General features: G+C 54.5%; 12 protein-coding genes and 1 pseudogene. 4 read left to right on the top strand and 9 right to left on the bottom strand.

Features of this window, described 5'->3' with window-relative positions; all coding sequences use genetic code 11:
• The first annotated feature begins 208 nt into the window (after window positions 1-208).
• From E5E97_RS21590 to E5E97_RS21580, 3 genes are all read left to right on the top strand, one after another.
• Window positions 209-508, top strand: coding sequence for a hypothetical protein (locus E5E97_RS21590; RefSeq protein ID WP_171281058.1), 300 nt, complete (start codon window positions 209-211; stop codon window positions 506-508).
• Between the two features lie 60 nt (window positions 509-568).
• A complete protein-coding gene (locus E5E97_RS21585; protein WP_171281057.1) occupies window positions 569-856 on the top strand; it encodes a hypothetical protein in 288 nt (95 codons plus the stop codon).
• Between the two features lie 298 nt (window positions 857-1154).
• On the top strand, window positions 1155-1505 hold the full coding sequence (locus E5E97_RS21580; protein WP_171281056.1) for a hypothetical protein: 351 nt from the start codon (window positions 1155-1157) through the stop codon (window positions 1503-1505).
• A gap of 412 nt (window positions 1506-1917) precedes the next feature.
• On the opposite strand, the gene E5E97_RS21575 is transcribed toward E5E97_RS21580, so the two are convergent.
• Window positions 1918-3005, bottom strand: a protein-coding gene (locus tag E5E97_RS21575) for an IS3-like element ISKpn10 family transposase (RefSeq protein ID WP_099368947.1) whose coding sequence is annotated in 2 segments (ribosomal slippage) — window positions 1918-2753 and window positions 2753-3005 — 1089 coding nt in all. Because the reading frame shifts where the segments join, the coding sequence is not laid out codon by codon here.
• Window positions 3006-3184: 179 nt separating this feature from the next.
• Window positions 3185-3781 carry an HAD family phosphatase gene (locus tag E5E97_RS21570; RefSeq protein ID WP_171281055.1) on the bottom strand — a complete coding sequence of 199 codons (597 nt, stop codon included), beginning with the start codon at window positions 3779-3781 and terminating at the stop codon, window positions 3185-3187.
• A 177-nt stretch (window positions 3782-3958) separates the two neighbouring features.
• Here E5E97_RS21570 and E5E97_RS21565 point away from each other — a divergent pair.
• Window positions 3959-5322, top strand: a pseudogene (locus E5E97_RS21565) (MDR family MFS transporter).
• 153 nt (window positions 5323-5475) lie between these two features.
• On the opposite strand, the gene E5E97_RS21560 reads toward E5E97_RS21565, so the two are convergent.
• The 7 genes from E5E97_RS21560 to E5E97_RS21530 all read right to left on the bottom strand — a co-directional run bounded on the left by E5E97_RS21560 (window position 5476) and on the right by E5E97_RS21530 (window position 13311).
• The gene (locus tag E5E97_RS21560) at window positions 5476-7842 is read right to left on the bottom strand and encodes a GDSL-type esterase/lipase family protein (RefSeq protein WP_171281054.1); all 2367 of its coding nucleotides are present in this window, start codon (window positions 7840-7842) and stop codon (window positions 5476-5478) included.
• 372 nt (window positions 7843-8214) lie between these two features.
• Window positions 8215-8796, bottom strand: a complete 582-nt coding sequence (locus tag E5E97_RS21555) for a YmfQ family protein (protein WP_171281053.1) — start codon at window positions 8794-8796, stop codon at window positions 8215-8217.
• On the bottom strand, window positions 8781-9848 hold the full coding sequence (locus E5E97_RS21550; RefSeq protein WP_171281052.1) for a baseplate J/gp47 family protein: 1068 nt from the start codon (window positions 9846-9848) through the stop codon (window positions 8781-8783). Before E5E97_RS21550 ends, E5E97_RS21555 begins: the two co-directional genes overlap by 16 nt.
• Window positions 9838-10290 carry a phage GP46 family protein gene (locus E5E97_RS21545; RefSeq protein ID WP_171281051.1) on the bottom strand — a complete coding sequence of 151 codons (453 nt, stop codon included), beginning with the start codon at window positions 10288-10290 and terminating at the stop codon, window positions 9838-9840. Before E5E97_RS21545 ends, E5E97_RS21550 begins: the two co-directional genes overlap by 11 nt.
• A gap of 6 nt (window positions 10291-10296) precedes the next feature.
• Window positions 10297-10839, bottom strand: a complete 543-nt coding sequence (locus tag E5E97_RS21540; RefSeq protein ID WP_171281050.1) for a phage baseplate assembly protein V — start codon at window positions 10837-10839, stop codon at window positions 10297-10299.
• Window positions 10833-11912: a phage baseplate assembly protein gene (locus tag E5E97_RS21535; protein WP_171281049.1), complete on the bottom strand. Its 1080-nt coding sequence runs from the start codon at window positions 11910-11912 to the stop codon at window positions 10833-10835. The genes E5E97_RS21540 and E5E97_RS21535 overlap by 7 nt, the downstream gene beginning before the upstream one ends.
• The gene (locus tag E5E97_RS21530; RefSeq protein ID WP_171281048.1) at window positions 11905-13311 is read right to left on the bottom strand and encodes a DNA circularization protein; all 1407 of its coding nucleotides are present in this window, start codon (window positions 13309-13311) and stop codon (window positions 11905-11907) included. Before E5E97_RS21530 ends, E5E97_RS21535 begins: the two co-directional genes overlap by 8 nt.
• Window positions 13312-13318 lie beyond the last annotated feature (7 nt).

The following is a 13318-nucleotide window of genomic DNA, read 5'->3' as shown; positions in this document are numbered from 1 at the left end:
CACCAAGGCTACCGAATAAACGGCGAGTGTAGCTAACGTTGCCAGCAATACATAGAGGCGATGGGGGTTGCAAAGAAGGTGCGTTGCAACATGAGATATTGGGCCTGGGATAAATATCAGAACGGTAAAATCAGTGATAATACTGGGGGTCATGAACAGGCCCCATGGCGATCATGACAATAGATGGCCCACTTGAATGACGAGGCTGGTGAATACATTGATTACTAATATTAATGTTGTAAACACGATGGATGTTTCAAAAGAAAACGAAACGTACAATCTCAGTGAAAATTCTCAAATGGTTAATTTGAAGGTAGCTGCTGTTCGATGGCAGCTACCTTCTCGAAATCGCCTTGAAGCGCGAATTATAGTTTTAAGATTTATTTTTAGTATTATTGTAAAGAAAATACCTGTATTTAAATTGTGGTGTGTTGTTGGTGACTCAGTTTGGCAAAGTGATACACGGATTATAAGACACAAGAAACTTTTTAAGAGATTAAAGGAATGAGGGGGAGAGATAAGCCACGCCGCTCACTTTTTGGAAGAACTAGTAGAATCAGACAGAAAGTTGAAGTTATTTGGTGCTGCTCAATTATCTGAGTTGTCAATTGAATCAGTGGTGAGTTTGATGGAGGAGGAATCATGTTCCTATCTTATTGCTGTGCCAGAAGAATTTGAAATTCATGCGTTAATATGCCGAGGGTGGAATACTAGTGAATTGATAGATACAAGGTTATTGCACGAGATTGTTGAAAGTAATGGTCTAGTTCTTAAAATGGTTGGTGCTTTTGATGATCCAAAGTCAGGGTTCGTCGGAATAGGGAAGCCAGAGCTGGTGAAGGTGTTAGTTGCGTAATGTTATAAAGAAGGCAAGGAAGACAGCAGGAAGCTTATATAATAAATAAGAAAGGTATGGTGACGAATTTCGCCTTTGTGGGTATTTGATGTGCAAATTTTTATACAGACATGGGTAGATCTAAAATCTTGACTGTGTGGGTAGTCGAGATTTTTGAAGAGAGTATGCAGAAGTGCATTGATTTATAGTTTTATTTTTAATATGTTCATAAGCATAGATAATGATCTTGGAAAAATTAGAACTCTTCTTAAATGTGATGTCAGGATGTTTTGGGTGGTGTCGAAATTAGGGATTGATTATGTCTTATCGTGATGCACTGAATGAGGCTATTCAGCATTGGAACTCAGATTCCATAGAGGATGAGTGGTTTTTTGAAAAGTTTAGAGATGATACCATCGGTAAAATGAGTCCATCTGAAGCATTTTGTTTTATAAATGAAACTATCGACTTTTTAATCAGGGAAGATAATGAGTCTACCGCTTGCGAAATATTGCAAACAATTATTGGTCTTGCAAGAAAAAGCCAAACAACTGAAGTGCCGAACGCTCTTGTCGAGAATAGGGAGGTAATTGAAAGTCAGTTTTGTCAGAGAGGTGAGTACTCAAAAGGTAAGCTTGCAGAGCTGTTTAGGTATTATAGAATTTCGTGATAGAATGATGAAGCGTCAACCTTTCATAACGAGAGCAGCTTTCCGACTAGCTGACGAAAATGTAAGGGAACGTTCTGAGGTCATCTGGTTTTATGAACATGAAAATACTCATTATTTCCCAGAGATTTAGACGCATTTTATAGTGCGTGTAGTAGTGTGAAGTTATTTTTTAGTCGTGACTATGTCATGGATAAAGTTAGTCTGGATAGGTTTGTTTTATCTAATCCACTAATACTGCCAGAAGGATGGGAGCAAGACTTACCTGGACATGACAGTTCAGATGCATGGTATATCATCGCGAAAGCGGAGCCTAAATAAAAATGTCGATTGACCTATATAAAAGTTGTATTGGTACAATGAGCACAGGCCTAGGGGTAATCCCCCCATTTTTAGGGGCATTCAAAAGTAGAGGTCATGCGGCCTGTGCCAGACGCTGTTTCGGCGTGTAGCCACCCAGCGCCATATTGGGCCGCTCATGGTTATAAACCCACAGCCAGTTCGTGGCAAACTCCTGTAGTTCATTCAGTGACTCAAACAGGTAATGGCCCAGCCAGTCGTAGCGCACCGTGCGGTTAAACCGTTCGATGTAGGCATTCTGCTGCGGATTTCCTGGCTGGATATAGCCCAGGGTTATCCCCTCCTGTTTCGCCCATCGCTTGAGCTCTTCGCTGATGTATTCCGGGCCATTGTCACATCGGATAATGGCGGGCTTACCTCGCCACGTGATCACCTGCTCCAGCGCCCGTTTGACTCGTGAGGCGGGTAAGGAGAAATCCACCTCGATGCACAGCGCTTCACGATTGAAGTCATCGATCACATTAAACAGCCGCACCGAGCGGCCATCGCTGAGCTGGTCATGCATAAAGTCCATCGACCAGCACTGATTAGGCTGGTCGGGAACCGCCAACGGCTCTGGCTTAGCCCGAACCAACCGTTTCCTGGGTTTTATCCGCAGATTGAGCTCCAGCGCCCGATAGATCCGGTATACCCGTTTGTGATTCCAGCCAAAGCCTTGGACGTTGCGCAGGTACAAAAAGCATAACCCGAAGCCCCAGTTGCGCTGGCTGGCCGTGATACGTAGCAGCCAATCGGCAATTTCCTGGTTTTCATCGACCAGCACGGGCTGATAGCGATAGCAGCTTTCACTGACCTTGAAGATCCGGCAAGCCAGACGGATGGATATGGCGTAGTGAGTCACGGCTTTGGTCGCCATCTCCCGGCGGGCAGATGGCGTTACCACTTTTTTGCCATGGCCTCGGTGATGATCTCTGCCTTGAGGCGCTCCTCGGCGTACATCTTCTTGAGGCGGCGGTTTTCGTCCTCCAGCTCCTTGAGTCGAGCCATGAGGGAGGCATCCATCCCCCCGAATTTGGAACGCCACTTGTAGAAGGTGGTCGTGCTGATGCCATGCTCGCGGCAGAGCTCCGGGACGGGAGCTCCAGCCTCAGCTTGTTTGAGGATGGCGATGATCTGGGTATCGCTAAAGCGTGATGTTTTCATGTAGAACCTCCTGCGTTCAAGGTACGGGAAAATTCTACTTATGAGCACCCTGGTTTTTCGGGGGGATTACCTAGGTATCATCCGCATCACATGGCCTTGAGAACATCCAGCCAATGGTTCGAGATATAGAAGCGCCTCCTTTGCGGAGGCGTTTTCATTGGTGGCAGGGGCAGTGTGGCCTAGCGCAGGTAGAGCTCTCCCTCCAGTGCCAGCACCGTCTCCATCCCGGCGGCGCGGCCGGCCTGCAGGCCAATCTGGGTATCTTCGAACACCAGGCAGTTGGCGGGGTTGGCGCCGAGCAGCTCGGCCACTTTCAGGAAGGTGTCGGGATGGGGCTTGTGGTTGTCGATGTCATCGGCACTGACCAGCACGGGAATATAGGCATCCAGACCGGTGTTTTTCAGGATGTGCAGGGCATGCTCGCGCGATGAACCCGTGCCTATGCCCATCGGAACCTTGCCGTGGCAGCGCTTGACCAGCTCCCACATGGCGGGAAACACGCTGACCTTGTCGATATGCTCCAGATAGAGCGCCACCTTGCGCCGGGTGAAGGCGTCCACATCGATATCCAGCCCATGCTGCTCGGCCAGGATGGCGACTATCTTGCGGGTGGGAATACCGCCGAATTCATTGAGCTGGGCACGATCGAAGGGCAGACCGAACTCGGCGCTGGTCTCCTCCCAGGCATCCAGATGCAGGGGCATGGAGTCGACCAGGGTGCCGTCCATATCGAAAATCAGGGCATCGTATTGCTCAAACCGGAACTGCTCGGACATGGGGCTGCTTCCTCTTGGGGGGTGAACAGCCAGCCTACCAGAATGCAGGAGGCAATGCCGCGACCGGGGTCATGCTTGCCGCTCAGGGGCGGTTTTGGCCATCGGCTGATGATTTATGAGACAATAATAAGTTCTGCGTTGCAGATCCCGGCATTTTCAAATGAGCGAGCCCGTCATATGTCCCCAAAAACCATCTTCTCGAGCGTGGCCCTGGTGATCGCCCTGGGTTCACTGGAAAAGAGCATAGTCACCACCCCCTTGCCCATCATCGGGGCCGAGCTGAACGCCGGCGCCGCCCTCACCTGGGTGGTCACCGCCTACCTGCTGGCGGCCACCGCCGCCCTGCCCATCTACGGCAAGCTGAGCGACATGTTCGGCCGGGTGCGCATGCTCAACATCGGCATCGGCCTGTTTCTGGCCGGCTCCGTGGCCTGCGGCCTGGCTCAGGATCTGCCGACCCTGCTGGCTGCCCGCGTGCTGCAAGGCTTGGGGGGGGCGGCCTGATCGCGCTCGCCTTCACCGTCATCGCCGACAGCATACCGCCGCGGGAGGTGGGCAAGTATCAGGGCTACATCTCGGCGGTCTATGCGGTCTCCAGCATCGCCGGGCCCCTGCTCGGCGGCTACTTTACCGAGCAGCTCAGCTGGCGCTGGATCTTCTGGATCAACCTGCCGCTCGGGGCGCTCGCGCTCTGGCTGGTGAACCGCAACCTGGGCCACCTCAATGTGCGCCGCCACAGTCGCTTCGACTGGAAGGGAGCGGCGCTGCTGATCACCGTCACCACCCTGAGCCTGCTGTTGCTCTCGCCGGAGACGGCCCTGCCCGCCATCTGGCTGGCGGCGGGACTGGCGCTGGCCCTGCTGCTGCTCATTCTGGTGGAGCGGCGCGCCCACGATCCCATACTGCCGGCCCATTTGGCCCGGCTGCCCGGTTATCTGGTGAGCGTGCTGCTGGCGCTGGTCTCACAGTTGCTGATGTTCGCCGTGCTGGTCTATCTGCCGCTGCAGATGCAGTGGCAGAAGGGAATGGGGGCCAGCGAGAGTGGCCTCTACATGGTGATCTTCATGGTTTGCATCACGGCGGGGGCCTTCGTCGGCGGCAAGCTGATCGGCCGCACCGGTTACTACCGGCGCTTCGTGGTGGTGGGCTTCGCCCTGTCGGCGCTGGCGCTCTGGCAAATCCACTTCGACGTCTGGGCCAGGCTGGGACTGGGGTTTGCCGGATTGGGGCTGGGGCTGGTGCTGCCGGCGCTGTCGGTGGTGGTGCAAAACGCCCTGCCACGGGAAGATCGCGGCATCGGCATGTCGCTGTTCAACTTCGGTCGCGAGCTGGGGGGGGCGGTCGGGGTGGCCATCTGCTCCGTGCTGTTTCACTCCGCTCTGCCGGCGGGCAGCAGCCACAACCTGGCCAGCTTGAGCCCGGCCGAGCTGGCACCCGGTTTCAGCGCCACCTATATCGGCATGGCGCTGATCGCCACCGCCGCGCTGCTCATCACCCTGCTGGCGTTGAAACGCCACGAGCTGGCCAGCATCCACGCCTGATGGCGTCACGGCGTCACGGCGTCACGGCGACATGGCAACAGGGCTCCCCATGGGGAGCCCTGTTTGTTGGTTGTAGCCGCGCGGGCAAAATGATCACTGGGGGCTAGAGGATTGATCAACTACTTCAGTGATCAATCCTCTAGCGTTTGGGGGTTACTTGGTGATGTATACGCCATCAAAAGGGATGCGTACCGTACTGGCGGGGACGGCGTAGATAGTCACCTGACCATTGGGGTCAATGGCCAAGTTGCAGAACCCAACAGGGCCTGCAGCGCTCTGCGCTGGCAGCGAGAAGAATTGATACCGTCCGTTCGATAGCTCCTTGTCGATATTGAACAGCACGGTACCGTTGGCCGGGATAGAGGTGATAGCCAGCCCACCAGAGAACGACAAGCAGCCATTCTCAATAGAGATCGAGGGGAACTCTGTTGCGCCAGTGGCAAACGCCGCAGCCCATCGGGCAGGAAGCGTAGTAGCGCCAGACTGACGCATAGACACAGGATTGATCGCCCCCATCACAGCCATGGCAGTCCCCATCCCCATCATCATGCGGCCATATGCAGTGGGATGAATATTGTCCATCAGGACGGAATCAGCCCCTGCAATAGAAAGCCACTTGGCAGAGATAACGCCCTGCATCTTTGGCGGAGAAGAGGTAATCATGGCCCCCTTTGCCGCCATGCTGCGTATCAAAGATGCCTTGTAAGGGGCTGCTGATGCGTCATTGTGGGCATCAAAACCAGTCTGACCATAAGGGGCTGCTTCTGCGGCTGAATACCAGGTAGTGGGTAGGCCAACAATCAACTTCACCCCATTTGCATTACAACGATCGGCAATGGCCTCCATATTGGCGATAAAGGTAGCCACCGGAATGGCCCCCTGGATATCGTTGATACCGAGCTGGGCAATACAGATATCGTAACCAGAGATTCCCACCGCCTCGAAACGGGCACGCTGAGCAGTAGAAGTATCGCCACTCTCGGCCAGATTATTCAGTTCATACACCTGGCAGCCTGCCGTGGCCAGGAACTGTTTCATATAGTCAAGCTGACTGCAGGGAACATCCGCATCAGAGGTGGAATCCCCCAATGCGATAAGACGCAAGGGTCGAGCCCCAGACATGCGGCTGTTTGTCAGCTTGAAAAGCCCCCCAAATGTCACTGCAGAGGTGCGATTATCCGCCCCAAAACAGATAGCGGAAATGGGTTCACCTGCATCGAAAACCCCCAGAGATACCTCGTTGACATGCACCGAGAATTTGCGATTAGTGATCATGCGAACGGACATCAAAGCCGAGTTAAACTGGCTTCGAGTGTTCTGGTAAGGGGTCGGCAGATTGATGGTAGACAAGGCCCCATTTTTATCGAGCACGGTGACTTGGTCTGCCAGATTCTGGATGACAACGCTGCGCCCATTTGGCGTCAGCACACCAAACATCAACCGGCCAGTCGTCGCTGCACAGTAGCAGCCAATTTCATCACCAATCTTGCAGGGTATGGCGGCCACACCGACTTGCGAGGTAGCAGAGAGCGGAACGGTCACCGTATCAACGGTGGAAGAGAGTGACAGAGCAGCTCGGCCGGCTTCAAGGCGATAGCCTGTGAAGTACGATCCCTGAATGGTCTCAGGGATTTCGACTGAACCATCCGTTTGCAGCAAGGAAGGCATCACTTCTGACGGCTTACGGTACTGGTGCATGCCGTGATAGAAGGTGTATTGCTGGCTACCAATGCGGAGCGGCAATTCACGATTTACCTTCAGGCCTTTGGTGATCAGTTCAGTCCATGTGCCTGCGATATGAAAAGACACCCCCTCATCAACGACCATCTCGATGCCAGAGAGATCCACGGCCTCAGAAAAGCCGTCGATGAAGTAAACCCCTGTTCCTGTTTTCGGGAAACGGGCGGCACCACCAACCGCACGGAGGTGGGTCATGTAGGCAGAGACAGCGTTAAAGTTATTGGTACCAGTGGCGCCGTCATAATCATCAGCCCCCTTGAAGGTGTAGATGTTCATCTCTTGCCTGGTGCCGAGACCGACACTCAGCCAGTTGCCAGCAGGACTGATCCCGCCAGTATCTTCAGGAGTGCTGTTCGGCGGGATAACAAGGCCACCAGAAGGGATAGTGCCGAGCCAGGTGTAACACTGACCCTCCGTCTCGAACCAAATGGCCTGAGTTGAGGATGTGATGGTGGCGCCTTCTTCGAAGGATCCAGCAACCAGAGTTAACCCCTGATCAAAGATGCTGCGTTCCCAAATGTGACGCAGGTTGACGTTCTTGGAGACCATCCATTCAGACAAAGCCGTGGCAATCTGATCGTCATCGGCCTTGTCAGGGGAAACCCCCATCATCTCCAGAATAGCGATCAACTCATTGGTCACCGTATTAAACCAATCACCACCAGGAACGGTGGGAACTTGACCTAACCCGCCTTCAGTGAAGTATTGCCTGATAGCTGACACTACAGGCTTTCGGGTAGGTTGAACATCAACACCAGTTCCAGTATCAGGCCAGTACATAATAGTTACACCTTTAGTTAACAATGCGGTAATGGGTAGAGGGTATGGGTCTACATCTACTAGGAATTCTTTTTATTAATTTTGATGCCACATCTAAGTGGTGATGCGACATTGCTTAGTACTGAAAAATGGTCCCCATCAGATAGTTGGCTTGTAGTTAAATGGACTTCCGCATAAGCAGCTTTCACTCTCAAGGTTTCTGTAGAAAAAACACTGAAAGCCATTATTTTCAAAAATTTCCGTCGATCAATTTTCACTTTCCACACCGTCAATCCATGCAAGCAATCAGTATCAAAAGAGTTTTTATGCTTACCGATAGCAATTCGAAAGACGGATGATAGTGTAATAGCCTTACTACCCTCAAGTTTTCTGCTAAGAGGTATAGTTGAAGTAATAGTAAAACCCTGCAAGCTTCAGTCTGTTCAATACACACTCCAGCACCAGCGAGGCATTACCCCGCAGAGGGGTCAGCACATCATCCAGAACGGTAAAGCGGTCCTCTGGTATGCCGTACACATCCACCCTCAGTACGAAGCGAGCAGATGATGGGTAAAGTGGGTAATTGACGTCCCTGAGTACGTGGTGAGGCCACTGCTCATGCACCTTGATGGTGAAACCTAGCGCTGCCGCTATCTGCTCGATCATCCAAATCTGCAAACCACCCTTGCGGTGATACTTCTCGACGACGGCAGCACGACGTCGTTCGAAAGACTGTTCCGTGGCTTCACATTCCGGCAGGCCCAGATACTCTTCCCACTCAGGCAGTAGTTGAACGGTGGTCTCTGGCCTCATTTCAAGCAGCAACTGGTCAGCGCTTAACTCCAGCTCGGCCAGACGTCTGGCAAATGCCTGCACATACTTCGGCAGCGCAGCATCAGGATCACGCGGCCATGCTCGGCCACGCGGAATTTGTTGAAGAAGCGCATCACCCCATTGCTCTACAGAGTGGGCCATGTCACTACCCCAACTGTATTGAGCTCATCCACTGCTGCAGGAACGTCTGCAGTCAGATCGAGGGTGTAGTCCTTTACTCCAGATGCCGAACCGATAGCCGTTCTTACCTTCGACAACAGCAAAGGCTGACCAGGCTGCAGGGTGCGCCCATAGCCACGCAGGTTGCTGACAATGGCAGCTCGAATATCAGCGTTATCCGGGATCGGCGTGATAGTCAGATTGGTTTCTTTCAACTGCAGATCGAGCGGGATTGGCTCGATACCACCAGGCCGGCCAACAGGCACACCCGTGGCTGGATCGGAATGCCGGAACAAGTAGCCCATCATGGATAAGCGATCGGTCGGTGTTGGCAAGATATCTAACCGGTCATCGTAAACCCAGCTGATACCTACCGTGCCACCGCCCTGCCAAACGTCATAGGCCCACGCTCTGGTTACGCCAGGCACTTCACGCATCCAAGCCACATAATCGGCGACAGCGCCCCCCATTGGCGGGTTGCGCTTGCGGAACAACAAGCGCTCCAGCAGTTCTGAAATGGGCTCGATATCGGCCCCACCGCTGATATCGCCACTGACACCATTGGACTGCAGACCGGCCACTGGCGTGACCAAGGTCAGCACTTCTCCTGATACCAGGTTACCGGCGGCACCGGCAGCAGACGCTTGCACTTGAACATTGACTGTTCCGCTGCTGGGGCTGGCACTGGTAGTCACCACATATTGCCGACCGTCCTTGTGTTGCAGCACGGTACCGACAGGGGCGGGTACATTGCCAGACAGCACGGCTGGGCCAGCTGCATAGGTAGCCTGTTTGCGGATGACCCCTTCGAACTGGGCCGTCTCGATGATGGTCTGATCATCAGATTCCGTCGTCGGGATGATCTGGCGCACGATCCACATCTGGTGATCGTAGACATCGCGAAGGCCTGCACTGACAGCGGTATTCAGCGCCTGCTCGATGCCGAACTTTGGCAGCACGGTATCTAGGCTGGATTCGATATCCAACAGACCACTGGCATTGATTTGGCGCAGGGTGGGAACGCTATATGGCATTGGCTTGCGCCTCCCAACGCTGTTTGATGCTAAGGCTCATCTTGCTGTCATCCGGACGGGTGATGGCGATATCGAGCTGCAGCATCTGGAATTGTGGAATAGACCCGGTAACGGTGACGAGCTTGGCATAATCGGGTTTTAAATGGCGATCGAGGGCTGTTTGCGCATAGGTCACAGCCAGATTGCGCACATCAGTGGTGAGTTTTGATCTGTCGAGCAGCCAGAGCTTGCTGCCCCATGGCTCGTCGGAAAAGGTATCACCTGGCCAGCCACGGCGATCGTTGGTTCCATCAGGCAGCACGTCAGATTCTTCGGCACGGGCATCAGTGAAGAGGACCTGCAGCACCATGGTTTCGAGGCCATCATCCTGACGCAAACCGGCCGAGGTTATTTCGATATCGCCTCGGCCGGTCTCATTGTTCCAAATGATGGCTGTTGTCATTGCCCCTCACACGGGGGCGCCAACCCCCTCTTCATGGTCATGGTCCTTGAGCGATATGCTTCCTACCTTCACATCGGTATCAGATGTGATAGGTCCAGTCGCATGTAATGGCCCTTGGACTTCGGTATCAGGGGATATAATGGTGAGTTTTTCAGTGGCGTGAATAATGACGGTTTTCGCTGTTAACTCAGCGAGCCCATCCTTATGTAAGGTGAGGTTGTGACCCTCTAGATGGTATAGGCAAGAGTCTCCTTCCTCCAAGTCTTTTGGCCGCTTTCCCTTGTGCTCTACCGCAATAGCCACCAATCCAGCACGGGCGCCACCAACACCCAATACGATGGCCTCAGACCCGACCGGTGGCACGCTGGTGTGGCCATAGTTCTGGAAGCGCTCGATATCATCTGCGGTCTCATCAGCCAATACCTTGAGCTGCAGCCCCTGCCGCTGTAGGGCATCATTGACCATGGTCACGATGGCACGATCGGCAATCAGGCGAAGGCGACGCTGTAACGGGGCCAGCAGCTTTTGCACATCACGAAGACTTACCATGTGGTCACCTCTTTGGTCTGCTGTTTGACTACCTCGGCAGGGATCAACATGGCCTCACGCGGGGTGAGATTGATGATGGACTCTCTGCCTGCCTGGTCGTCTTCTATCAGCGTGATGGAGACGATAAGCCAGCTTTCATTCAGCCCTTGTATATCGTCCTTGATGGGGCACATCCGGTTGATGCGCCAGAGTGGGCCCTGGTCGCCTTCCATGCCTTTGGTGCGCCACCCGGCGACGGTGATCTCGGTCTGGGTACCCTCTCCGATACTGCGCTGTTTTTGCCACTGGCCGCGTTTACTGGCGCCAGCCACGGTAGTGACATCCTCGGCGATAATGATGCGCGGGCGATAGCGTGGAACTGCTGGGTCAGTAATGACGGCCTTCTGACCGCCGATAGTAGCGGGGGCAAGATTGTCCCAGGTTGCACCACCTGCATAACTGCTGCCCTTGACGATCCATTCTGATGCCCGGTCGCGCATGCTGAAATTACCACGCGCAGCCAGGATGTTCCCCCCCAGGATGAGGCTGGCCCCCATCGCCAGATCGCTGGCCTGAGTCAACACCAGCTGCCCACGTTCATTGGTAGTGAGCAGCACAGCACGCTGCTTGGCCAAGCGGTCAAGCAGCTCGAAACAGGTTTCGCCCTGCTCGATAGTGACCTTGGCAAACACGTCACCCAGATCGCATTCGACCACCACCTCGATTCCGAATGGGGCACTGATGTCACGGGCAACCTTGTCCAGCTTGATGTTGGTCCATGATCCCGCCTTGTAGATTGCCGAGCAGTCCACCAGGTCGCTGGTCTTGCTACGCCCACTGACCACCCACTCCACCTCTTTGGCATCGTAACTGGGAGTGAAGTCGTCCACATAACCGGTCAGCACCAGGTCAGGGCCGATGGCCACGGTGCAAGCACTGCCCTCGCGGATCACCATGGCCTTGGCATCATCCCATTTACGGGTCAGCCTCAGCTCAAAATCACCGGCAATGTCGCGCAGGCTGCGGGTGATGCGCACCTTCTGCCAGCCGTCATAGAGCTGGCCATCTACGCGCAAGGTAATGGGTTCAGCCATTGCTCACCTCGTCGATCACCTGAATGGTGGTGCTCGGCGTAATGAAGGCCGGGTCACGCAGCTTGTTACCCAATACCAGCTGATCTCGGTACTCAATATTGCCATACTGCTGCCATGCCAGCAGCGCTGATGCAGTAGTGGATGACAAGGCTATCTCGCGACGACGTGGCAACTTGGCCCCGCGTTCTCGGCTGTCATTGAGCAGTGCAAGACGAAGATCCCGCAGGGCGCGCCAGATATTGCGCTGCTCATCTTCGACAGCCTCCATAGCCAGTTCTGCCAACCGATTGGCCCAGTAGTTGGCCAGTTGCTCCAGATCATCGGCAGTGAGCAACAGGTTGCGATCTGCCCCGACTACGCCATTCATCACCATTGGCCTGCTCAGTTGGTTACCCACCTGATCACCTGTCAATGACTGGCCTATGGTGACAGTCCCATCAGCGGGCGCCGTGAAATCCCGCTCGCTTCCAAAATTGGCGCTGGCAATGGCACTGGCAGCCGCTGTTGCAGCTGCACGCTCGATCAAGGCAGTAAAGGCTTCACCATTGGCCATGGCGGCGTCGCGCTCTGAGGGAGTATCGATAGTGGATACGGATGATGCAGAGCCGGCGACGGCATCAGTCAGGATCCCTGTCGGCAGTCCACCAGTGATGGCCAGTTCTGCGCGCATACCTTCCCAGCGACGGCTGACCAGGTCATAGACAGAGAGCGCGCGGATAGGGTCGGTGACGACACCCTTGATATCTTCAACGATCCCGGTCACCTCTCGGGCTAGTTCGCCAGGGTAGGCCAGCAAGGAACCCACACTATCCTTGGCCCGCATCAGGCGATCGGTCCACTCGCGGAACTGGTCAGGCAGGGATGGCAAGCCACGGGTCAACTCATCCAGATCATCCAGGAAGGTATCGACCATGGGGCCCATGTTATCGATACCCGCCAAGAAGCGGTCCAGAAAGGATTGCTCGGTAGCGCCCTGAGCAGCATCAGCTGCATTGCCCAGAGTGGCCGCGGTATCGATGGCGGCAGAAGGGAATAACCTGGTGCCGGCTTCCCATACAGTGAAGGTGACATAGGCGACGCCATCTTCTTCGTTGTCCAGGCGGTGGCTGACTTCGCCTACCTGCACCGTGCGCACGCCCCACCAGGGATGGATCATCTCTCCGGGGCCGGGTTGGTTCAGGGCATCCAGCAAGCTGCGCAGCTGTGCCAGATAATCCTTTCCGACCAGCTTGCCGGTGATCTGCTCGTTGGTCAGCACGGCGCCATTGTCTTCGGTCCAGCCACTTTCACGCTTTGGGTATTCGCGGGGGATGGCGCGGCGGCCACCCTTTCCATCCACGGTGTTCAGCAGGAACTCCACGCCCCGAATGGAGGCGGTCAAACGCTCTTCAAAGCTCATGCAAAGC

Source organism: Aeromonas sp. 2692-1 (assembly GCF_013085505.1).
GTDB classification, from domain to species: domain Bacteria; phylum Pseudomonadota; class Gammaproteobacteria; order Enterobacterales; family Aeromonadaceae; genus Aeromonas; species Aeromonas hydrophila.
The sequence above is the reverse complement of the archived record's forward strand: the minus strand, read 5'-3'. Positions and strand labels throughout refer to the sequence as shown.

Coding starts and splice junctions, on each gene's coding strand:
- E5E97_RS21530 (WP_171281048.1), bottom strand. CDS start 13,311: ATGAGCTTTGAAGAGCGTTTGACCGCCTCCATTCGGGGCGTGGAGTTC.
- E5E97_RS21570 (WP_171281055.1), bottom strand. CDS start 3,781: ATGTCCGAGCAGTTCCGGTTTGAGCAATACGATGCCCTGATTTTCGAT.
- E5E97_RS21555 (WP_171281053.1), bottom strand. CDS start 8,796: ATGGCCCACTCTGTAGAGCAATGGGGTGATGCGCTTCTTCAACAAATT.
- E5E97_RS21580 (WP_171281056.1), top strand. CDS start 1,155: ATGTCTTATCGTGATGCACTGAATGAGGCTATTCAGCATTGGAACTCA.
- E5E97_RS21535 (WP_171281049.1), bottom strand. CDS start 11,912: ATGGCTGAACCCATTACCTTGCGCGTAGATGGCCAGCTCTATGACGGC.
- E5E97_RS21550 (WP_171281052.1), bottom strand. CDS start 9,848: ATGCCATATAGCGTTCCCACCCTGCGCCAAATCAATGCCAGTGGTCTG.
- E5E97_RS21560 (WP_171281054.1), bottom strand. CDS start 7,842: ATGTACTGGCCTGATACTGGAACTGGTGTTGATGTTCAACCTACCCGA.
- E5E97_RS21540 (WP_171281050.1), bottom strand. CDS start 10,839: ATGGTAAGTCTTCGTGATGTGCAAAAGCTGCTGGCCCCGTTACAGCGT.
- E5E97_RS21545 (WP_171281051.1), bottom strand. CDS start 10,290: ATGACAACAGCCATCATTTGGAACAATGAGACCGGCCGAGGCGATATC.